Origin of the sequence: Syntrophotalea acetylenivorans, assembly GCF_001887775.1 — a bacterium.
GTDB lineage: Bacteria > Desulfobacterota > Desulfuromonadia > Desulfuromonadales > Syntrophotaleaceae > Syntrophotalea_A > Syntrophotalea_A acetylenivorans.
Map to the genome: position 1 here is coordinate 2,648,510 of NZ_CP015519.1, position 21,702 is coordinate 2,670,211.

At 56.5% G+C, this 21,702-nt stretch carries 19 protein-coding genes, 1 pseudogene and 1 riboswitch; of the genes and pseudogenes, 8 read left to right on the plus strand and 12 right to left on the minus strand.

What is annotated here, in order from left to right:
- Positions 1-69: 69 nt before the first annotated feature.
- A riboswitch (ZMP/ZTP riboswitch) is annotated at positions 70-156 on the minus strand.
- Positions 157-452: 296 nt separating this feature from the next.
- From groES to A7E78_RS12130, 3 genes and pseudogenes are all read left to right on the plus strand, one after another.
- Positions 453-740, plus strand: coding sequence for a co-chaperone GroES (groES, locus tag A7E78_RS12120; RefSeq protein WP_072284523.1), 288 nt, complete (start codon positions 453-455; stop codon positions 738-740).
- A 46-nt stretch (positions 741-786) separates the two neighbouring features.
- Complete coding sequence (groL, locus tag A7E78_RS12125) at positions 787-2,442, plus strand: chaperonin GroEL (RefSeq protein ID WP_072284524.1); 1,656 nt, start codon at positions 787-789, stop codon at positions 2,440-2,442.
- A 203-nt stretch (positions 2,443-2,645) separates the two neighbouring features.
- Positions 2,646-3,298: pseudogene (locus tag A7E78_RS12130) on the plus strand (epoxyqueuosine reductase QueH).
- A gap of 350 nt (positions 3,299-3,648) precedes the next feature.
- Here the strand turns inward: A7E78_RS12130 and A7E78_RS12135 are convergent.
- Genes A7E78_RS12135 through A7E78_RS15465 form a run of 3 tightly spaced genes read right to left on the minus strand, consistent with a single transcriptional unit; the run spans position 3,649 to position 5,140 of the window.
- Positions 3,649-4,050, minus strand: a complete 402-nt coding sequence (locus A7E78_RS12135; RefSeq protein ID WP_072284525.1) for a gamma-glutamylcyclotransferase family protein — start codon at positions 4,048-4,050, stop codon at positions 3,649-3,651.
- Complete coding sequence (locus A7E78_RS12140) at positions 4,047-4,952, minus strand: recombination-associated protein RdgC (RefSeq protein WP_072284526.1); 906 nt, start codon at positions 4,950-4,952, stop codon at positions 4,047-4,049. The genes A7E78_RS12135 and A7E78_RS12140 overlap by 4 nt, the downstream gene beginning before the upstream one ends.
- Complete coding sequence (locus A7E78_RS15465; protein ID WP_072284527.1) at positions 4,949-5,140, minus strand: hypothetical protein; 192 nt, start codon at positions 5,138-5,140, stop codon at positions 4,949-4,951. Before A7E78_RS15465 ends, A7E78_RS12140 begins: the two co-directional genes overlap by 4 nt.
- A gap of 358 nt (positions 5,141-5,498) precedes the next feature.
- On the opposite strand from A7E78_RS15465, the gene A7E78_RS12150 reads away from it, so the two are divergent.
- From A7E78_RS12150 to modF, 3 genes are all read left to right on the plus strand, one after another.
- Entirely contained in the window at positions 5,499-8,324 is a 2,826-nt protein-coding gene (locus A7E78_RS12150; RefSeq protein WP_072284528.1) for a GPMC system transcriptional regulator, read from the plus strand.
- Between the two features lie 117 nt (positions 8,325-8,441).
- Positions 8,442-8,936 (plus strand): methylated-DNA--[protein]-cysteine S-methyltransferase, encoded by a 495-nt coding sequence (locus A7E78_RS12155; RefSeq protein ID WP_072284529.1) that lies wholly within the window; start codon positions 8,442-8,444, stop codon positions 8,934-8,936.
- 41 nt (positions 8,937-8,977) lie between these two features.
- Positions 8,978-10,459, plus strand: coding sequence for a molybdate ABC transporter ATP-binding protein ModF (gene modF, locus A7E78_RS12160; RefSeq protein WP_072284530.1), 1,482 nt, complete (start codon positions 8,978-8,980; stop codon positions 10,457-10,459).
- A 23-nt stretch (positions 10,460-10,482) separates the two neighbouring features.
- Here the strand turns inward: modF and A7E78_RS12165 are convergent, their stop codons facing one another.
- From A7E78_RS12165 to A7E78_RS12205, 9 genes are all read right to left on the minus strand, one after another.
- Positions 10,483-11,769: a M16 family metallopeptidase gene (locus A7E78_RS12165; RefSeq protein ID WP_072284531.1), complete on the minus strand. Its 1,287-nt coding sequence runs from the start codon at positions 11,767-11,769 to the stop codon at positions 10,483-10,485.
- A 32-nt stretch (positions 11,770-11,801) separates the two neighbouring features.
- Positions 11,802-12,503, minus strand: a complete 702-nt coding sequence (locus tag A7E78_RS12170) for a DUF2270 domain-containing protein (protein ID WP_072284532.1) — start codon at positions 12,501-12,503, stop codon at positions 11,802-11,804.
- 9 nt (positions 12,504-12,512) lie between these two features.
- Positions 12,513-13,481, minus strand: coding sequence for a porphobilinogen synthase (gene hemB / locus A7E78_RS12175; RefSeq protein ID WP_072284533.1), 969 nt, complete (start codon positions 13,479-13,481; stop codon positions 12,513-12,515).
- A gap of 292 nt (positions 13,482-13,773) precedes the next feature.
- Entirely contained in the window at positions 13,774-15,294 is a 1,521-nt protein-coding gene (gene cobA / locus A7E78_RS12180) for a uroporphyrinogen-III C-methyltransferase (protein WP_072284534.1), read from the minus strand.
- Positions 15,295-15,435: 141 nt separating this feature from the next.
- Positions 15,436-16,377: a hydroxymethylbilane synthase gene (gene hemC / locus A7E78_RS12185; RefSeq protein ID WP_072284535.1), complete on the minus strand. Its 942-nt coding sequence runs from the start codon at positions 16,375-16,377 to the stop codon at positions 15,436-15,438.
- Positions 16,378-16,398: 21 nt separating this feature from the next.
- Positions 16,399-17,688, minus strand: a complete 1,290-nt coding sequence (hemA, locus tag A7E78_RS12190) for a glutamyl-tRNA reductase (protein ID WP_072284536.1) — start codon at positions 17,686-17,688, stop codon at positions 16,399-16,401.
- 15 nt (positions 17,689-17,703) lie between these two features.
- Positions 17,704-18,534: a c-type cytochrome biogenesis protein CcsB gene (gene ccsB / locus A7E78_RS12195; RefSeq protein WP_072285155.1), complete on the minus strand. Its 831-nt coding sequence runs from the start codon at positions 18,532-18,534 to the stop codon at positions 17,704-17,706.
- Between the two features lie 8 nt (positions 18,535-18,542).
- Positions 18,543-19,205: a precorrin-2 dehydrogenase/sirohydrochlorin ferrochelatase family protein gene (locus tag A7E78_RS12200; protein ID WP_072284537.1), complete on the minus strand. Its 663-nt coding sequence runs from the start codon at positions 19,203-19,205 to the stop codon at positions 18,543-18,545.
- Positions 19,206-19,251: 46 nt separating this feature from the next.
- Complete coding sequence (locus A7E78_RS12205) at positions 19,252-19,824, minus strand: SIS domain-containing protein (RefSeq protein ID WP_072284538.1); 573 nt, start codon at positions 19,822-19,824, stop codon at positions 19,252-19,254.
- Between the two features lie 180 nt (positions 19,825-20,004).
- Here A7E78_RS12205 and trxA point away from each other — a divergent pair, with 180 nt between their 5' ends.
- Complete coding sequence (gene trxA / locus A7E78_RS12210; RefSeq protein ID WP_072284539.1) at positions 20,005-20,334, plus strand: thioredoxin; 330 nt, start codon at positions 20,005-20,007, stop codon at positions 20,332-20,334.
- Positions 20,335-20,652: 318 nt separating this feature from the next.
- Positions 20,653-21,609 (plus strand): aldolase catalytic domain-containing protein, encoded by a 957-nt coding sequence (locus A7E78_RS12215; RefSeq protein ID WP_072284540.1) that lies wholly within the window; start codon positions 20,653-20,655, stop codon positions 21,607-21,609.
- Positions 21,610-21,702: the final 93 nt, after the last annotated feature.

Here is a 21,702-nt window from a genome sequence, read left to right on the forward strand (position 1 = left end):
TATATTCAATAATTTGGTTAAAATCTAAAATGGCCAAATAAAAAACGCCTGGTCCCTATATATTTCTACTATAGGTGCCCAGGCGTACGGCTGTCGTGGTCTGTAGGTCTGCTCCCCGGTGGTAAACCCACCTTAGCGCCAGTTGCAGAAGACCGTCAAATTGTGTTTGTTATTCGGGTAAGTATCATATCCCTTTGCGGGCTGTCAAGATAATCCCCATGTCTTTTAAAGTTGAGGCGGCGGTAAAAAAATCCGGAGAAAAGCCTTGACAATAAAAGCCTGCTGCTTATATTTAGCTCTGCTGTTAGCACTCCCGCCATTTGAGTGCTAACGTGCGTTAGAGGAAGAGGCTTGGTTGGTAACTGAGCTTTTTTATTTTGGCTCGTAAACGTGCGCGGGCAGTCCCGCTGCAACTTTTAGTGACATCATTGAATCAGTGAAAGGAGTTTGACATGAACATCAGACCGTTGCGTGATCGCATCATCGTCGAAAGGGTAGAAGAGGAAACTACTACCGCCGGAGGCATCATTATTCCCGATTCCGCCAAGGAAAAGCCCCAGCAGGGCATTATCAAGGCCGTTGGCAAGGGCAAGGTGACTGAAGACGGCACCGTTCTGCCCATGGATGTGAAGGTTGGCGATCGGATCCTGTTCGGCAAGTATGCCGGCAGCGAAGTCAAGATCGACGGTATCGAATACCAGATCATGCGCGAAGAAGATATCCTCGGCGTGCTCGAATAAAGCTATACGATTTAATCCCTAAGAATTCAAAAGGAGATTTAAAGATATGTCCGCTAAAGAAATCAAATTCGGGCAAGAAGCCCGTAGCCTTATTCTCGACGGTGTCAACCAGCTGGCCAACGCGGTCAAGGTGACCCTCGGCCCCAAAGGGCGCAACGTCGTTATCGACAAGTCTTTCGGCGCTCCCCTGATCACCAAGGACGGCGTTTCCGTTGCCAAGGAAATCGAGCTGGAAGGCAAGTTTGAAAACATGGGCGCCCAGCTGGTCAAGGAAGTCGCTTCCAAGACTTCCGACGTCGCCGGTGACGGTACCACCACCGCTACCGTGCTGGCCCAGGGCATCTACTGCGAAGGCGTCAAGCTGGTTACCGCCGGTCACAACCCCATGGAAATCAAGCGGGGCATCGACAAGGCTGTTGAGGCCGCTGTCGCCCACCTGCAGGAGCTGTCCAAGCCCATCAAGGACCACAAGGAAATCGCTCAGGTTGGCACCATCTCCGCCAATAGCGATGCCACCATCGGCAACATCATCGCCGAGGCCATGGAGAAGGTCGGCAAGGAAGGCGTTATCACCGTTGAGGAAGCCAAGGCCATGGAGACCTCTTTGGAAACTGTGGAAGGCATGCAGTTCGATCGCGGCTACCTGTCTCCTTACTTCGTGACCGATCCTGAGCGTATGGAAGCGGTTATGGAGGACGCTCTGATCCTGATCCACGACAAGAAGATCAGCAACATGCGCGACATGGTCGGTGTTCTTGAAGCCGTGGCCAAGCAGGGCCGTCCGCTGCTCATCATCGCTGAAGACATCGAAGGCGAAGCGCTGGCTACCCTGGTTGTCAACAAACTGCGTGGTACCCTCAACGTTTCTGCCGTAAAGGCTCCTGGTTTCGGCGACCGCCGTAAGGCCATGCTCGAAGACATCGCTATCCTGACCGGTGGTACCGTGATCGCTGAAGAAGTAGGCCTGAAGCTCGAAGCGGCCACCATCGATCAGCTCGGCCACGCCAAGCGTATCGTCATCGACAAGGAAAACACCACCATCATCGACGGTGCCGGCGCCGAGTCCGATATCAACGCTCGCGTAGCTCAAATCCGTGCCCAGATCGAAGAGAGTACCAGCGACTACGACAAGGAAAAGCTCCAGGAGCGTCTTGCCAAGCTGGTCGGCGGTGTCGCCGTGGTCAAGGTCGGCGCTGCTACCGAAACCGAAATGAAAGAGAAGAAGGCCCGCGTCGAAGACGCCCTGCACGCTACCCGCGCTGCCGTTGAAGAAGGCATCGTCCCCGGTGGCGGCGTAGCTCTGATCCGCTGCATCGCCGCTCTGGAAGGTCTGGAGCTGGTGGGCGAGCAGAAGTTCGGCCTGAATATCGTACGCCGCGCTCTCGAAGAGCCCCTGCGTCAGATTTCCGCCAATGCTGGCATGGAAGGTTCCATCGTCGTCAACCAGGTGGCTGGCGAAAAGGGCTCCTACGGCTTCAACGCTGCCATCGACGAGTACTGCGACATGATCGAGGCCGGTATCATCGACCCGACCAAAGTGGTTCGCAGCGCCCTGCAAAATGCTTCTTCCGTGGCCGGCCTGATGCTGACCACCGAAGCTTGCGTTGCAGAACTGCCCAAGGCTGATGATGCCATGGGCGGCATGCCTGGCGGTATGCCCGGCGGCATGGGTGGCATGGGCGGCATGGGCGGCATGATGTAAGCGTCCCTGCTGGCTGAATAGATAGTAAGCAACACAAAAGCCCCCGGCTAGTCGCCGGGGGCTTTTTGCTTAGCCTTGTCTGAGGGGGCTTCGCTCATCCGGTTCGGTGAATGGGCAGAACTTGTTGGATTTTTTCAGAGGGCGTATACTGCTATGTGCCTGGTCTGAAGGCACCGGCTCGGGAAGCGAAGGAATCAGAGAATATGAGCAAAAAAAATAGGAAGAAAGACGATCGAAACCTTCTGGTGCCGCCGGATGGTGCCAGGTCAGTACTGCTCCATTCTTGTTGCGCGCCCTGTTCCGGGGGGATTATGGAGACCCTGCTGAAGGCGGGGCTGGAGGTGACGCTCTTTTTCTGCAATCCCAACATTCATCCCCATAGCGAATACCTCAAGCGCAAGGAAGAAAACCAGCTTTTCGCAGATAAACTCGGCATCCCTTTTGTCGATTCCGACTACCTGCTGGTGCCTTGGTTCAAGAGCGTTGAGGGGCTGGAGGGCGAGCCGGAGCGGGGACGTCGCTGTACCGCCTGTTTCACTTTTCGTCTGGATGCGACAGCCCGCTATGCCGCCGATCATGGTATTCCGGTTTTTGCTACCACCCTCGGCATTTCCCGCTGGAAGGATCTGATTCAGGTCAATGATTGTGGTCGTCAGGCCGCAGCCAAGTATCCTGGGGTCAGCTATTGGGATTGCAATTGGCGCAAGGGGGCGGTTCGCAGCGTATGATCGAGATCTCCCGGCGCGAGGGGTTTTACCATCAGGAATATTGCGGGTGCCGCTTTAGTTTGCAGGAGACTAATCGCTGGCGGCAGGAGCGGGGGAGGCCGCTTGTTGAGCGGGAGTTGGAGGAGTAAGTTGGTAGCGCAATTGCTTGGTTGAATTGTGAGGATCAAAACCGGCGGGTCGCGGCCCGCCAGCCGCCCTACTTTTTGTCCAAGCCAACAAAAAGTAGGCAAAAAATGGCTGCCACTGCGTGGGGCATGTTATTACGGATGTGCGGAGAAGGCTAAAATCCATTGAGCAGCTCACGGCTGCAGCAATTTCTTTGAGCGGCCCCTCTTTCGAAATTTGGTTGCTGAAACGATCGGTTCGTTTCGCTTGCCAGCAGTGATCGTAGTTGCTGTTGGGTTTTAGAACCAACAACGCATCTGCAAATCTCTGCCTTACCCTCTAAAAGTTTCAGGCGCAAGAACCTCCCATCAGTTCACTCGCACCAGTCGCCGCTAACGACCGACCGTAGCCCAGCGGTCGGTCGATTGTAGAGATAACACCAGGCGACCACCTTCGTTTTGTCTTCCCGTTCAACCGTAACCCGGCAGCGTTTGTATTCCCGCGGTTCCGGGTAATTCTCCCCCGCCTCTTCATAGTCATCCAGGGTTTCCAGTAGAGAATCCGCCTCCAGTAGTTGGTAGAGTTCGCCGACCACCTGATCGTTGCCGGCCTCTGACCACACCGCTCCGGGGTAGTCGTCAATCTCGTAGAGGCGCCCCCTCATGTACCCTCGGGCGATCAGCTTTGCCTCCCTTTTCAGCAGCTGATGGGCCGAATGGTCGGCACCCTGGCGCAGGGTGCCGTAGACAAACAAGAGCGTGGTTTCGCAAGTCATCCGTTCTTGGTCAGATGCTGTTGCAGAAAGGTGGCAAACAGGCTGTCGAAGAGCTGCAGGCCGGATTCAAGCAGGTACATGCGCTCGAGAAACAGGGCTTCCTTTTCCCGTTCTTCGTCGACCATGTCGTCTTTTTCCAGCTTGACTGACGGGCAGCGGAATGAGCCGAATTGAAAGAGTTCACCCTTGAGAGTCAGTTTCCAGAGCAGCTCTTCCTTCTCCAGGTACAGGGTTGCCTCGCAGATGCTTTTGCGATTTTCCAGGGCGGCCAGGACCTCGTCAAATTTGTTTTGCGGACCGGCCACGGTGACCTTCTGTTTGCCTTCCTCGTCTTCGCCTTCCAGCACCAGACGATCATTGATGTAAGCGACGAAGCCTTCACCAACTTGGGCGGGTCCGTCTACGTTGACCTTGTAGTTGGAGTCGGTGTTCATAGTCCGGTCAACCAGCCAGCAGAGGAATTCCCATCCGAGCCAGCGGTTGTCCTGGATCAGATCAAGCACCGTGTCGTTGGTCGCCTGGTTGGCTTTGGTTAGGGCCGGTTGCAGCGCTTCGTCGATGCTCTGTTGGGCACGGGCGTAGGGGTGCAGGGTCACCAGGCGCAAGCCGTCGAAAGTGGTTTTAAACAGGGCTTCGAACTCTTCGATGACCTGGCCGTTGAGCGTCGCTAGGGTCAGCAGGTTGCGGCGGGTGTCCCAGACAGCATCAAAGGTCGTCGGGGTCGGCAGGGTCTTGGCCAGCAGAGCGCCGCGTACCGCGTCACGTAGTTCTTCTCGCCTTGGTTTCGGTACCCGGTTTAAGCCGGGGTTGGCCGCCAGAAATTCAGCTTCGGCGCGTTCCAGATGAGCTTTGAGCAGCCCCGCCGGGACGCGGCGCCGGTCCCGGCGCAGGGTAAAGGTCAAATAAGAGCCCGGGCATAGCGGTTGGCGACGTCGAATTCGTTCGCTTCGAAGTCGTCGACTTCCACCCAGCCGACGGACAGTTCTTCGTTGGAATGTTCGATATCCTGAAAGGCGTTTTTTGCCAGCTGCTCTCCGACCCAGGTGGCGAGGTCCCCTCGGGGAAGGTGCCCGCTACCTGAAACTGGCAACAGCTTACGGTATTGGCGAGGATGCCCATGCTATGACTCCTGTTGTAAAAGTTTTTCGGCAGTGAATACGGCCGTTAAATATCTGTGACGCGTTAGGGTTTTTACCGTTCTTTGGCCTTAGGGGCAAGGACTTTTTGATGGCGTCGCAAAAAGTCCGTCTTACTGCGTTACGGCGTTTTTTCAGGATCTTGACATACTCGGTGTATGCCTTCACACCTGAAAAACCACCAAGCCTTGTAGGTCGAAATTTTTGCTTAGCCATTCTAGTTCATCAATTTTTACCTTCTCCAGATTTTGACAGAGTCGACCGGTTGGCCTTATACTCTGTGAGTAACTATTTTACTCATAGAGGAATCCCATGGACCCCTTTGTCTCTGCCCAGCTTGTCCTGCTCACCAATCGAATCAACGCGTACGGCAAGGAGAATCTCGATGATATCCTCCATGCTCTGGCCGAAGCGGTGCATCTTATTACCGGTCGAAGCAGTTGCCGACTCTACCTTGAAGATCTTACCAGCGGCAGTTTAATCTGTGCCCTGGCCACCGGTCGACAAGCCGAGGAGATACGTCAGCAGAGCTTCCCCATCAATACCGTCGACTGTGTGGTTTCACAGGTCTATCATAGCCACGAAGAACAGCAACTTGCGGATTTAAAGACGGCAGGCATTGAGTTGGAGCAGCAGTTAGCCGAGCGTTTTTCCATCCGCGCCAGCTACTATTTGCCCCTTCACCATCATGGTCGGGCGGTAGGAGTGCTGTGTATCGACAGCCGTCGAAAAAATCAGCTGCTCGAGCCTGAACAGTGCCGGCCCCTACGCAGTTTTATCGACGGCATCATGTCGGCTATCGATCAGGCGCGTCTTTATCATCAACAGATGGTCCTGGCCCGTTGGGTCGACGAGGCAAAGAAAAAGGAGGCCGCCTTCTGTATGGTGCAGTCAGCGGTGCGCCTCATCGACAAGCTGGCTTTGGCGGCGGTGTTGGTGCCCTGCCCGGCAGGAAGCGACAACGGTGAGGAGATGCTGCAGATTCTGGCCTCCTACGCTGAACAGCGCGAAGACAAGCAGGCCTATGAAACCCAAAGGCTCATCGACCTTGGCCCCGGTAAGTCGTTGCTTAGCCGCTATATAAACAGCAACGGGGTGATTGTCGATGAAACCTTGCTGGAGCCGCTGTATCTGCCGACTTTGTCCGAGGAGTTCTTGCAAAAACGTTACCTGACCGAGGAGCTTGGCCTGCGCTCCCTTTACGTGGTACCCCGCTACGATCCCCGCACCCGGCGGGTTATCTGCCTGGTCAACTACTACAGTCGAGGCAGTGATCATTTTACCGAATTTGAAAAGGGCCTTTTGGAAGCCCATGCGGAGATGGCTCAGCGGGTCATTCAAGAGATCGGGGACGAGCACATGGAGATTCAGGTGCTGGCCGAGATCAACGACCTGCTGCAGGAGAAGTTCGAAGGCGTATCGCCCTTCCTCAACAGTGTACTATCCAAAGCCACCGAGTTGATCGGGGCCGATGCGGGCAGTATCGCCCTGGTTCGTAAAACCGGAGGCGAAAGCTGGTTGGTAGTTGAGGAAGCGGACGGCAGTCTGGTCGGCGCCAAGAGCAAGCAACGGCTGAAAAAGCACATTCCCCTGCTGCGGATCGGCGGCAACGAACTGCCGCCTGATGTTCGCAGCATGACCGGTTTTGTAGCCGCCAGTGGTCGGCCCTATCTGGTGGTCGATAGTGTCGAAGAAAAGCGGTCCGGCGGCTACTATTACGAGATTACCGACATCATTCGCAGTGAGCTGGGTGTGCCGGTCATCTGTGAGGAAGAAGTCATCGCGGTGATCTGCCTCGACAGCTTGCGCCCTTATTACTTCACCGATGAGCACATACGTATTCTACAAATCATCGGTCGCATGATAGCCCGCCATCTGGCGGATATGCTGCATATCGAGCAGCTGACCAGCGAGGTTCATCGACTCGGTAGTGACGTCGACTACAAGGATCCCAAGGTCTCCTCCTACAAACTCGGCAACCTCATCGGTAACTCGGCCAAAGCCGACGAACTGGTTGAATTCATACAGAAAGTTACCCCGCCGCTGTTCAATCGCATCACCATGTGGTTCAACAGCGACGTACGCGAGGCGACCCTTGGGCTGCCGTCGCTGCTCATCACCGGGGCCACCGGCAGCGGCAAAGAGTTTTTGTTTAACAGCATCTACTCCCGACTCAACGATTTTTATCGTGAGAAGATCAGCGATAAAGGTGAGTTGCCGGTTAAAAAGACCAACATTGCCGCCTACAGCGGCGAGTTGACCTATTCGGAACTCTTCGGCCACAAGCGCGGCGCCTTTACCGGCGCCCACGCCGACCGCAAGGGTATTCTCGAAGAAGCTCACGGCGGCCTGGTGTTCCTTGACGAGATCGGCGATGCCGATCCCAAGACCCAGGTACAGCTGTTACGATTTCTTGACAACGGCGGCTTCGTGCGCCTCGGCGAGAACCTGACCCGATACGCCCGGGTGCTGCTGGTAGCGGCCACCAACAAAGACCTCGGCCAGCTGATTCGCGAAGGCCGCTTTCGCGAGGATCTCTACCATCGACTCTCCGAATTGAGTATCGAAGTGCCCTCCCTCAACGATCGGCGTGAGGATATTCCCGATCTGGCGACCCACTTTCTGGGCAAGTTGTATCAGGTTTATAAGCCGGCCGACGAGCAGGAGGAGGACGACACTCCGATTTTGTCCCGCGCCGCCCGTGATCTGCTGACCCGGCACAACTTTACCGGAAATATCCGCGAATTGCGCTCGATCCTGGTGCGGGCTCTGTTCTTTCGCAACGGCCCGGTGATCACCGAGCAGGACATCGAGCGAGTGCTGATCGCCCAGGCACCGCCGGGCAGCACCGCCACCGCTGAACAACTCACCGGCAAGGTGGCCCGGGAACTGTTGGAGGCCATTCTTCAGGGCGAGGGCGACTTCTGGCAGACGGTACACGAGCCTTTTTCTGAAAAACGCATCTCCCGCGACGTGGTGGCCAAGGTTGTGGACCTGGCCCGTACCCAGGGCGCAAACAGCATGCCCCAGGTGGCGACCCTGCTTAAGGCCTGCAGCGATCCGGCCGGTGATGACGAACAGCGACGGATTTTCTACAAGTTCAAGAACTTCCTGTATAAAACCATCAAGCTCGGCTGATTCATTGCTTGTTGTCAGCGTAATGAGAGAGAGACAAGTGACAATCGAAAGCTGCAGGAGAGGGGCAGGGGCCTTCACACATGATGTCAGGAATCTGACGGGCAGAGAGGTAAGGGCATGCAGATTGACTATATGGCAGTAGAGAACTCTCTCGGTTGGTTTATGGTTGCAGCTACCGAGCAGGGAACCTGCTCGGTGATGCTTGGCGATAGCGAGGCGGATTTGCTGAGCGAGTTAAAACAGAAATTCCCACGGGCACTGATTACACGGGACGAGCAGAAATTAAAGTCTCAGGTTGAAGCACTGTTAGAGTGTATGGCCGGCCGCCTGCCTTCTTTGGATTTTCCTCTTGATGAAAAGGGCACACCTTTTCAGTTGCGGGTCTGGCAGGAGTTACGACGTATTCCCCGCGGTGAAACAATATCCTACAGTGAGTTGGCCAAGCGTATCGGTCGCCCCAAAGCGGTCCGTGCGGTAGCGAGTGCCTGCGCCAATAACCCAGTGGCGATATATACCCCCTGCCATCGGGTGGTGCGGCTGAACGGCGAGTTGGGTGGCTATCGTTGGGGGATCGAACGGAAGCGCCTGCTGCTTGCGATTGAACAGAAATAGAAGCGGGCTGGCCTGCGGCGGTCCTGATGGGGATTAGCATAATGTCAGAAGTTGTGATTACCCGCGTAACAGCGCGGATCAGTGAACAGGTGCTGCTGGGTGAAATAGACTGGACCTTGGGGGCAACTGAGCATTGGGCCGTACTGGGAGCCAACGGTTCGGGCAAGTCGGCTCTGGGCCGATTGCTCTGCGGTGAACTGGAGATTCTGACCGGGACCATGAGTTCGGTCGGTCGGGCGGAGTTCGTATCTTTTGAAACGGTCGAGGAGATTCTGGAGTGGGAACGCTATCACGACGATTCGGATTTTCTCGATCGTATCGATCACGGCACGCCGGTCAGGGACTTTCTGCTGGCGGATCGGCCGCAAGACGCTATGCACCTGGCGGAGTTAGCACGGCAGTTGGATTTTGTCGACCTGCTCGAGCGGGGCATTCGCTTTTTGTCCACCGGCGAAATGCGCAAGGTGACCATCTGTCGCGCCCTGTTGCGCCAACCGCAGCTGCTGGTGCTGGATGAGCCCTTCGACGGCCTGGATCGGGTCTCGTGCGCCGCACTGCAACAGTTGATCGCCGATTGCGCCGGGCAGGGCATTCGCATCGTACTGCTGCTCAACCGTTTCAGCGAAATCCTGCCGCTGATCAGTCATGTCGCCTATGTAAAGGATTGCTCGCTGCTCGTTGCCGGACCGAAAGAGGAGCTGCTCAACTCAGAATCTCTGCGGCGTCTGCATGCTTTTCACTACACTTTGCCTGCTCAACTGCCGGAGAGGGATTCGGCCCACGCAGCTCCATTATTGCCGGCGGATGTACCGCTGATCGAGATGCACGATGTCGTGGTGAGCTACGGCGGCAAACCGGTTCTGAATCAAATCAGCTGGTCGGTTCTACCCGGTCAGCACTGGCAAATCTCCGGGCCCAACGGCGCCGGCAAGTCGACTCTTCTAAGTCTGGTGTCCGGTGATCATCCCCAGGCGTACGCCAACGATATTCGTCTATTCGGGCGGCAGCGGGGCACGGGGGAGAGCGTCTGGGAAATCAAACAGCAGTTGGGTCAGCTGTCGACGGCTTTTCAACAGAATTACCGGGTCGGGGTGACGGCTAAATTGGCGGTGATCTCAGGATTTTTCGATTCCATTGGAGTGTATGGCCAGTACAGCCCCCGGCAGCAGGAGATCGCCCTGCAGTGGCTGCAGACACTGCACCTGGAACAGTACCGGGATACGCCCCTGCGGAATCTTTCTTATGGCGAGCAGCGGATGATCCTGCTGGCCCGGGCCATGGTCAAACAGCCGAGGTTGTTGATCCTTGACGAGCCCTGCCAGGGGCTGGATGACATTAATCGGCAGATGGTGCTGAAGCTGATCGATTATCTGGCCGTTACTGGCGAGACCCAACTCTTGTATGTGACCCACCATGGGGAAGATCAACTGGACTGTATTACCCACCATCTGCAGTTGGTATCTGCTGAGTCGGGCGGCTATACCGGCCGCATCACTATCGGCGCTAACCTCGCCCGCCAATAATTCCATCGGCCGGTTTGCGAGCCTCAGCTGCAATAGGCTGTCAGTCGCTGCTCCACCTGTTTCCGATCCTCCTTATTGTAGGGACCGACCACCACCAGATGCAGGTTGGCTGCGGTAAAATGGGTCTTAGCGGCTCTTAGCAATTGTTCGGGGCGCAGGGAGCTGCTCTCTTGTCGCTCATCCTCCAGGCTGCGCAAAAAGCCGGTGGTTAAGCCCCAGCCGTAACGGGCCGATAGCAGATCGGCGTGGTCGCGGCTGAATTCAAGTTCGAAAAGATAGTTGGTCAGCACGCGAGCCAGTTCCCCATCCCCCACCTGTTCCTGGGTTAATTCTTCGAAAATCCGCAGCAGTTCCTCTATCGCCGGCAGCAGATTCTCCGGCGTGACGGACAGATCGACGGCAAAGGAGCCGCATTCGTCGAAGAGGGACAGGTGCGCCTCGGCGTTGTAGGTCAGTCCGAGACCTTCCCGCAGCCGCTGCATCAGCCGGGTGGTACCACCGCCGGAGAGGACCCGCCGCAGCATGCGCAGGGCCGGGGTGTCGCTGTGGTGGCGACCGGGTATACGAAAGGCCAACTGCAGGTTGAGTTGGGAGTCGGTGTCCGCCACCCAGATGCTGGCCGGACCCGCCGTGGGGCCGATATTCGGAGGGGAGGTGTGCTCTACCGCTGGGCCGGACCAGGCGCCGAAGGCCTCGGTCGCCGCGGCCAGAGCAGCATTCCGATCGATGCGCCCGGCCAGAGCGATGACCGTATTGGGTGGCGTATAGTAGCGCTGGTAATAAGTGCGCAGGGCGGTGGCGTCGATGACGTTGATGGACTCAAGGGTGCCGATGGTCGGCTGGCTTAGGGGAGATCCGGGCCACAGCAGGCTGTTCATCAGCAAATCGGGGCTAATGACCTGGCCCTCTTGATTAAGGTCTTCCTGAGCTTCTTCGAGGATGATCTTTCGCTCGGTGTCGATATCGCTTAGCAGGGGGCGTTGCAGCATGGAGGCCAAAAGTTGCAGGCCATCTCCGACATGGTCAGGATGCAGGCGGCTGTGGTAATAGGTCGTTTCGGCATCGGTCGCCGCGTTGATGTTGCCGCCGATGGCTTCGAAGCGGCTTTCCAAATCCTGGCTGGAGGGGTAATCCTGGCTGCCGCGAAACAGCATGTGTTCGAGAAAGTGAGAGATACCGGCCAGCTGCGGTTCTTCGTGGCGGCTACCGACCCCGAGGGAGCAGGACAGTTCAACGCTATGCAGGTGGGGCATTTCTACGGTGAGCAACCGCAAGCCGTTGGCCAGGGTATCGAGAGTAAATTCGGGCATGGATTAAATATCACTTTATAAAGGGTTGCCGGTCAGAGGTCGGTCAAGGGAGAGTTTTGGTCGTTGCTCTCGTGGGGATAGACCAGGTCTCGGCCACCCCGCTGCTTGCGGCCGAAATGACGCAGAAACAGCAGATGGACGAAAAAAATTGCCATTAGAGAAAGGGTCAGCCAACCGGGCCAGCCGCCGATGCCGGCTTGATCAAGATATTGCCGCCAGGAACGGGCCGGCAGGGGATGCAGCTTGATCTTCAGCAACCAACCGGCCAGCAGAATCGCAAACAGGTAGATGTAATTGGCATGGATTCGCTGTCCCAGAGCCTGAAAACGGCTGATTTTGTAACGGGGATGGAGCAGGTCCTGAGCCAGTTCTTTTCGCCAGGGAGCCTCGGGACCGTGGTCCATGCGTCCCTGTAAGATGGAGTGGACGAAATTCTGGTGAATCAGCCGCACCCGGTATTCGTAGGCGTCGTAAAAGCGGAAGCGGCGCGCTTCGACCACCAGCAGCACGTAGATCATGGCCAGACCGAACAGAAAAGAGCTGTGGGTGATCTCCGGGTGGCTGAAAGAGAACCCGAGAAAAGCCGCTGTGGTGCCGACCGCCCAGTTGGTGGTGCGATCGAGGCGTTCTCGCCAGGCCAGACTGCGGGTCGCTTCGGCCCGGTAGTAATGAGCCAGGGCGGTGATGGTTTCGGCGCGGGTCAGTTCCTGGCGATCGGGCGCGCTGTCGGGCATGGCGGTCTCCTAAAGCAGCCGGGCCGCTTCCTTGGCGTGGTAGGTGATGATCAGGTCGGCGCCGGCCCGTTTCATACCGGTGAGCAGTTCGAGCATTACTCGGTCATGGTCGATCCAGCCTTTTTCGGCGGCAGCCTTGAGCATGGCATATTCTCCGGAGACGTTATAGGCCGCCAGTGGCAAGTCGAAATGATCCCTCAGGTCGCGAATGATGTCAAGATAGGCCATGGCCGGCTTGACCATCAGGAAATCGGTGCATTCCTGCACGTCGAGAGCCGCTTCCCGCAGGGCTTCGCGGCGGTTGGCCGGATCCATCTGATAACTGTGCCGGTCGCCGAACTGGGGAGCTGAGTCAGCCGCATCGCGAAAGGGACCGTAGAAGGCGCTGGCGTATTTGACGGCATAACTCATGATCGGAATGTGACTGAATTCGTTGGCGTCGAGCATTTCGCGAATCGCCGCCACTCGTCCATCCATCATGTCGCTTGGCGCCACCATGTCGGCACCGGCCCGGGCATGGGACAGGGCTTCGGCCGCCAATAGTTGCAGGGTGCTGTCGTTGTCAACATCGCCTTCCTTGATCACCCCGCAATGGCCGTGGTCGGTATATTCGCACAGGCAGACGTCGGTAATCACCGTCAACTCGGGTACCTCGGCTTTAATGGCGGCGATGGTGCGTTGAATGATGCCGTCGTCGCTGTAGGCGTCGCTGCCCAAGGCATCTTTTTTCTCTGGCAGACCGAACAGCATGATAGCAGGAATTCCAAGGTCAAAGACCTCGCAGGCCTCCATCACCAGGTTTTCGATGGATTGCTGATAGATACCGGGCATGGACGGGATCTCCCGGCGGATATCCTCGCCGTGAATGCTGAACATGGGATAGATAAAGTCATCTACCGCCAGGGCCGTTTCGCGGACCATGCGCCGCAGGTTGGGGGTGCGGCGCAGGCGACGGGCTCGATATTCGGGAAAAAACATCCGTAGTCTCCTTCTGATGTCCGGTTATGCTGGGAAAATAAATCTAAAAATCTGTCTCATGCCCGCTCCTTGCAGTCGCTCAAGACGCAAAGTAAATCAAAGCACCCCAGAAAACAACAAAACAGAATCGAAATCCATTCTCACCACGAAGTACACGAAGGGAAAAACGAAGGCAAGAGAATCCATAAAGGATTGGTTTTATAAATATGTCTTCGTGCTCTTCGTGTGCTTCGTGGCCTTCGTGTTACGGCTTTTGGATTTTGCGGCTTTGCGTGAGAATCGACTTTAGATCTCAATTCTTTTGAAAGTAATTCCCCAAGGCTTCCACCAGCGCCTCGCAGGTAGCCTCGTTAGGCTCAATATCAACAGTCAGTCCATGTTTTCTGGCGGCGGCCGCAGTCAGCGGGCCGATGGCGGCGATTACAGCCTTATCCAGACAGTCTACCTCATGGGGGGCGAGCAGGGCCAGGCAGTGCTCGACGGTAGAGGCGGAGGTGAAGGTCACTGCGTCAAGCTTTTCGCCGCTTAGCAGTTCCTGTAGCCGGGCAGCACCATCAGCCGCCGGTTTGGTACGGTAAGCGACGGGCGCCCGAACTTCGGCCCCTGATTTACGCAGTTCAGTGCAGAGCAGGTCCCGTGCGCTGGCCGAGCGAGGGTAAAGGATGCGTTTTCCCTTCAGGCTCCGTTGCTGCAAGAGTTCGACGATGCCTTCGGCCTGATATCGCTGTGGGATCAGGTCGGCGCGCAGACCGTGCTCGGCGATAGCCGATGCGGTTTTGGGGCCGACGGCGACGATGGTTACGCCCTGCAGGGATCGGCCGTCGAGGCCCGCCGCGCTGAGGCGTTCAAAAAAGGCGGACACGCCGTTGGCCGAGGTGAGGACCAGATAGTCTGTTGCAGCCAATTCGGAAATGGCCGCATCGAGTTCTTTCCAGGAGGAAGGCGGCGCAATTTCCACCGTCGGCAGACAAATTGCCTCGGCCCCGGCGGTTTGCAACAGTCCGGCCAGGGAATAGGCCTGTTGGGGACTGCGGGTGACCAGTACCTTGCGACCGAAGAGGGGCCGCTGGTCGAACCAGCGCAGTTTGTCCCGCAGCCGTACCACCTCGCCGATCACGATCACCGCCGGCGGTTTGAGTCCAGCCGCGGCGACCTTTTCGACTACGTCGCCCAGGGTCGCCGTGACCGTCTGTTGTTGGGGGGTGGTACCCCAGCGTATGACCGCTACCGGCGTTTGCGGGTCGCGGCCGTTGGCCATAAGCTGCTCGGCAATGAGGGCCAGGTTGGTCATGCCCATGTAAAAGACCAGAGTGCCGACTCCGGTGGCCAGCTTTTGCCAGTCAAGATTGGAGACTTTTTTTTCCGGATTTTCGTGGCCGGTGACCAGCCCCAGGCTGGTGGTAAATTCCCGGTGGGTCAGGGGGATGCCGGCGTAGGCCGCCGCAGCAAAACCGGCGCTGATGCCCGGCACCACTTCGAAGGGCACCCCGGCAGCTACCAGCTCTTCGGCCTCTTCACCGCCCCGTCCGAAGACGTAAGGATCGCCGCCTTTGAGCCGAGCCACGACCTGGCCCCGCTGCGCTCGTTCCACCAGTAATGCGTTGATCTGCGGTTGGGGCGTGTGATGCTGGCCGCGGGTCTTGCCGACGAAGATCCGCTCGGCTTCCGGCGGCGCTTCGGCCAACAGGGCCGGGTTGGCCAAATAGTCGTAGACCACTACCTCGGCCCGGCGTAGACAGTCGCGTCCTTTAACGGTAATCAGGCCCGGGTCGCCGGGACCGGCGCCGATGAGATAGACGATACCTTGTTTCAATGGTGTTTCCTTATTGGTTCGGGCTTCCGTATGGAATGGAGCCTATGAGAAAATAGCGTGTTTGAGCAGCTTGCGGTCATTCTCTCCAAGGTCAGGACCTCTAGTTTGGACCTGCTTAAGAACGGTCTTTCAACAGTGTTTTCAGCTTTCAGCCTGTCCGTAAAGCTCTCCCAGAATTTGATCTGCACCGCAGCGCAGCAGGATGTCGGCCAGTGCTCTGCCGACCTCTGCTGCTTCATCCGCGGGGCAAGTCAGGCTGTCCTTGAGGACTTCGCTGCCGTCGATACGGGCCACCAGACCGGTCAGCTCGAGACGGTCATCCAGTAGCTGGGCGTAGCCCGCCACAGGCACCTGGCAGCCCCCCTCCAGACGTGCTAAAAAAGCTCGTTCGGCAGTTACCTCCATGGCTGTGGCCGGGTGGTGCAAGGGGGCGAGCAGGGCATGGGTCGCCTTGTCGTCGATGCGGCATTCGAGACCCAGGGCACCCTGGGCGATAGCCGGCAGGCAATCCTTCGGCTCCAGATAGAGGCCGATGTGCTCCTCGTAGCCAAGCCGTTTAAGGCCGGCGGCGGCGAGTACGATGCCGTCCAAGCCCTCTTCCCGCATTTTGCGCAGTCGGGTATCGACATTGCCGCGCATGTCGCTGATGCGCAGATCGGGCCGCTTGTGCAGCAGTTGGGCCCGGCGCCGCAGAGAGGAGGTGCCGATACGGGCCCCCTGGGGCAGGTCGGCTAAATTCTTTTGGGGGGCAGCCAGCACCAGGCAATCTCGGGGGTCGGCTCGTTCGGTGATGCAGCGCAGTTCCAACCCCGGTGGCAGAAGGGTCGGCACATCCTTCATGGAATGGACAGCAAGATCAATGCGGCCGTCGAGCAGCGCCTCTTCGATCTCCTTGACGAACAGTCCCTTGCCGCCGATCTTGGCCAGGGGAACATCAAGGATCCGGTCGCCCTCGGTCTGGATCTTTACCAGTTCCACCTGCAGTGTCGGATGGAGTTGTTGCAGGCTGCTCTTTACCCATTCAGCCTGCCACAGAGCCAGGCGGCTGGCGCGGGTGCCGATGCGAAATCGTTGCTGACTCATATTTCAAGGTCCTTTGAGAATCTAATCTTGCTCTTTATCTACTGTTTCACCATCCAGGCCGAACAACATGCGGACGGCATCGAGATATTGTTCGCCGGACATATCGTGGCGGCGCTCTTTGAGGATGGTAATCGGCCGGTGCAGAATTTTTTTGATAATGGCGCCGGTGCAGGCATCGATGGCCTGCCGTTCCTCGGGGCCGAGTGTTTGTAATTGGGAAAAAGTTTTATCCAGTTCCCGTTGGCGGACGCCTTCGAGTTGCTGCTGCAAATCGCGAATGGTCGGCGCCAGTTCCAGATCCCTCAACCAGCGCTGAAAACGGTCGATTTCCTGGTCGATAATCGTTTCGGCTTTGTCGGCAGCTTTGCGGCGCTCCTTGACGTTGGCGTCAATGACATTCTGCAGGTCGTCGATATCGTACAGGTAGGCATTGTCGACCTGATTCACTGCCGGTTCTATGTTGCGGGGTACGGCGATGTCGATAAAGAACATGGGCCGGTTTTTGCGCTGTTTAATGACTTTTTCCACCTGGCTGCGGGTCAGCAGGTAGCCGGTGGCGGCGGTGGAGGCCAGCACGATGTCGACCTGAGGCAGATAGTCGGAAAAGTCATTGAAAGGGACCGCCCGACCATCGAATTGTTTGGCCAGTTCCAAGGCCCTCTCAAAAGTGCGGTTGGCGACCAGCAGGCCGGCTGTCTGGTGGTTGACCAGGTGGCGGGCCGCCAGTTCGCACATCTCTCCGGCGCCTATGATCATCACCGAGCGGTCCTGCAGGGAGCCGAAGATCTTTCGCGCCAACTCTACCGCCGAGTAGCTGATGGATACGGCCTGACAGGCGATAGCCGTCTCGCTGCGTACCCGCTTGGCCACGGAAAAGGTTTTGTGCAGCAAGCGGGTGAGAATCAAGCCGACGCTGCGACAGTCTTCGGCGACAGCGAAGGCATTCTTTAGCTGGCCGAGAATCTGCGGTTCGCCGATAATCATTGAGTCGAGGCTGGCGGCCACCCGAAACAGATGACGAATTGCCTGCTCGGCGTGAAACTCGTAGAGATGGGTGGTTAGACTGGCTTCGGCAACACCGTGAAATTCGGCAAGGAAGGTTTTTAGACGGTTGGCGGCAGCCGCGCCGTCGTGGCTGCAGGCGTAGAGCTCCACCCGGTTGCAGGTCGATAATAGCAGCCCTTCGAGAATTTCCGGAGTGGCGACCAATTGACTCAGAGCTTCTTCCTGGCGTTCCGGGGCAAAGGCGATCTGCTCGCGAATGGACACGGGAGCTGATTTGTGATTTAAGCCGACGGCGACGATTTGCATAGGGACAGGACCGCCTTAACGGCCGCTCAGGGCTTCAAAACTGTGCGGACCAGGCAGCAACAGATTGACCCCGAGAAAGGTAAAAAGCAGACAGAGGAAACCGATGATGGCCAACAGAGCCGCGCGTCGACCGCGCCATCCGATGGCCAGGCGACCGTGCAGCAGGGCGGCATAGATGAACCAGCTGGTCAGCGCCCAGGTCTCTTTAGGGGCCCAGCGCCAGTAGCTGCCCCAGGTTGAGTTGGCCCAGGCAGCACCGCTGATGATACCCATGGTCATGAGGGGAAATCCCCAGGTCAGGCAGCGGTAGTTGAGGGTGTCGAGGGTGTCGAGGGACGGCATTCGAAAGAAGAAGGCCGACAGTCGTTTGCTCTTCAGCATCCGTTCCTGCAGCAGATACATCACTCCGGCGATGAAGGCCAAGGCAAAGATCGCGTTACCGAGAAAAGCCAGGCTGACATGAACCGGAAACCACCAGCTGTCGAGCATAGGACTGGGTTGGGCCAGCTGCCGGGGAACGGCGTTGCCGATGACCATCAATAGTAGAGCCAGTGGAGAAAGGAATCCACCCAGCACCGTCAGGCCGTAGCGGAGATCAAAGAGCAGAAAGATGCCGGTAATGCACCAGGCAAAAAATGACAATGATTCGTGCAGGTTAGCAACCGGGGTGTAGCCCGCTTCGATAAAGCGCAGTACCAGAGTAGAGCAGTGCAGGGCAAAGGTGCCACGAATCAGCCAACGGCCGACTTTTTCAGCTAAGCAGCGGCCGCTGGCAATGTGTACCAGGTAACCGCAGGAGGCGGCCAGATAGCCCAGCAGGGTGATTTTGAACAGCAGGTGGCTCATGATATTCACTAAGGTATGGACGCCAGTTCGATAGACAACTCTTTAAGGGTATAGCCGTCGCCCAGGGTTTTTATCAGCAGGCGATCGATGGCGGCAGCTTGGCCGGTTGCGACCAGCTCGACCAGTTCGGTTTTTAGCAGCGTGTCGATTGTCTGCCTATTATAGTGACTTTGGCTCGGTTCTGCCAGGTGTTTGTCTCGAACCGCAGCAAGGATCTCCAATACCGTTGCCCAGTGGCTTGGTAGCCATTGGCTTATTTGTTCCTTCAACAGGGACGCAAGAGCCGGACTGCGGCCTGCTGTGGAGACGCTGACGGTCAAATCTCCCCGTCGCAGGACGGCCGGCAGGCTAAAATCCCCGGCAGCGGGTTCGCCGGGAAGATTGACCAAGGCCCCCTGACGACGCGCCTCGGTGGCGATTGCCCGGTCGAGTACACCATTGCCGGTGGCGGCAAAGACCAGAAAGGCATTGCTTAGATCATCGGCTCGGTAGGGCCGGGCTACGATCTCAATGCGATCCGCTTGATCAAAAGCGGGAGGTTTCGGATCGATGAGTTTTACCCGGGCTCCGGCGGCCAGTAGTCCCGTTATCTTGCGTCGGCCGACGGTGCCGCCGCCGACCACCACACAAAGTCGACCGGCCAGTTCTATGTGCAGCGGATAATCTGCCATGGTCAGCGCTTCCGGACTGAAGGGATGAGAGAAGTTTTGTGGCTGTTCATATGCCGAACAGGGATTTTTCCACCAGTTCGCCGAGAAGATGAGCGAAAAAGACCGTAGCTTCCACCGTACGCGGCGGCGAATCGCTGGTGATGCGAAACAGAAAGTCAGGTTGTTCCCCGGGAAATTCTTCTTTGCCGTGGGTAGCCGCGGTGATGCTGCCGAGTTGAGCAGCCTCCGCCAAGCCTTCAAGGAGAGTTTCGTTGCGGCTCTGGTCGCATAGGGCGAGGACAATATCCTGTTCCCCTGCCATGACTCGCAGTTGGCGGGAAAAAAACTGGATATCCTGATTGTCTCGGGCCAGAGATGAAGCGAAGGTGGCATTCTGACTCAGGGACAGGGCTGGCAGGGGCGGACGCTCCAGGGAAAGCCGATGCAGAAAAAGGTTAGCCATCAGGTCGGCTACAGGGCCTAGTGGGCCGCTGCCAATGATTAGCAGGCGCCCCCCCTGATTGAAAGTGGCCACCACTCTTTCGGCGAAGCTGGCCAAGTGACCGGCCTGCATCAGAAAGGTTTCTTCAAAAATACGGGTATGTTCCCTCAGGGATAGTGCGACGCGTTCCTGCAGCATATTCGGCAACCTCTTGGAAAAATTTGTGAAAATGATAGGGGCCGACGAGCCCCCTGTCAAGCTCTGGTTGCTTTGCGAGGACGAATAAAATCTTGCATTTTGCTCATGGTATTCTATGATAACGTTCAAACAGTATTGAGTGTATAAATTTAAGTCGTATATATGAAAAGGAGAAAAGTCATGGCCGGTGATAAAGTAGTCCAGCTTTCCGATGCTGATTTTGAAAACGAAGTGATTAAGGCCGACATGCCCGTTCTTGTGGATTTCTGGGCTTCCTGGTGTGCGCCCTGCAAAGCTATTGCTCCCCTTATCGACGAATTGGCCGAGACTTTCGATGGAAAGGTAAAGGTTTGCAAAGTTAACGTCGATGAGAATCCCGGTGTTCCCGGTCAATACGGTGTGCGTGGTATCCCGACTCTGATCCTGTTTAAAAATGGTGAAGTGGTTGATCAGGTGGTTGGAGCGGTACCCAAGAGCCAGCTTGAAAGTCTGTTGCAAGGCGCTCTGTAAAAGGCAAACCTATAAGTGATATAAAAAGGCGGACTCGTAATTATAGCGGGTCCGCCTTTTTTTCGTCGGAGGGCACAATTCTCCTTGTTTTTCAGGGCGGCCGGCAAAAGGATTTTTCGTTGACCGCCTAATTACAGGGGTGGTAAATTTCCATGCGCGGAAGTTGGCGAAGCAGGAGTCCGAAGTCGACAGGAATGAGGCGTCAGTTCCGAAAATTAAAAAAATATCTTTAGCTCCTAGCTATCTTTTCTTTAACGCCTACAGCTTAGCTGCATCTGTTTTCTGATGGCCTTTACGCCAAAACTTAAGGGGTTGTAAATGTTCCGTGAAAAATTAAAAGTATTGGATTGCACCATTAGAGACGGCGGGCTGATCAATAATTACAAGTTTTCAGATGGGCTGGTGAAGGCTGTATATCGCGCTGCATGCGACTCTGGGGTGGATATCATAGAGCTTGGCAAGAAGCTGGCTGTCAGCGATGAATACACCAGGGAAAAGTACGGCAAATGGAATTTCTGCGATGATGACGATCTCAAGATGGTTATTGATTCTTACGAGAGCGATTACCGGCCGCTAATTGCCGTGATGTTTGATGTTGGACGTGTGGACATCAGTGCGCTGAGAGCTGCGGATCAAAGCCCTATCGATATGGTTCGCACCGCCTGCTATGTTGCAGATACCGACAAGGCCATAGATATGGCTAGGCGCAGCAAGGATCTCGGTTACCAGACAACCATCAACATCATGGCGCCATCCGCTGCTATTCGTACCGATCTTATGGAAGCTCTGGATGAAGTCGGCAAGGCTGATGAGGTGGATTACCTCTATCTGGTGGACAGTTACGGAGCTTACTACTCAGAGCAGGTGACCGATTATCTGAACCTGTACAAAGAGCACTGCCCCAACAAGGAACTGGGATTTCACGCCCATAACAACCAGCAGCTGGCCTTTGCCAATACTCAGCAGGCCATCATCGACGGAGTAAACCTGCTGGATGCCACCATCAATGGAATGGGCCGCGGGGCCGGTAACTGCAACCTGGAATTGCTACTCAATTTTCTGAAGAATCCCAAATTCGATGTCGCCCCTGTCTACAAAGTCATCCAAGAATACTTCGTGCCTCTGCGCGAGGAGATCGAGTGGGGATTCAATGACATCTACGGAATCAGTGGTCATCTGAATCAGCATCCAAGGGCTGCAATGAAATGCCGCGCCGATAAAGAGATCATGGATAATTGCTATGACTTTCTGGCCGAATGCACCGCTGAGGTATAGCTGGCTTTAATAATCTTCTCTCTTTTTCCCTTGCCCGTATTGGTTGACTTCCGGGCTTTCAGGTGCGCCTCTGTGGAACGCCCGGAAAAATTT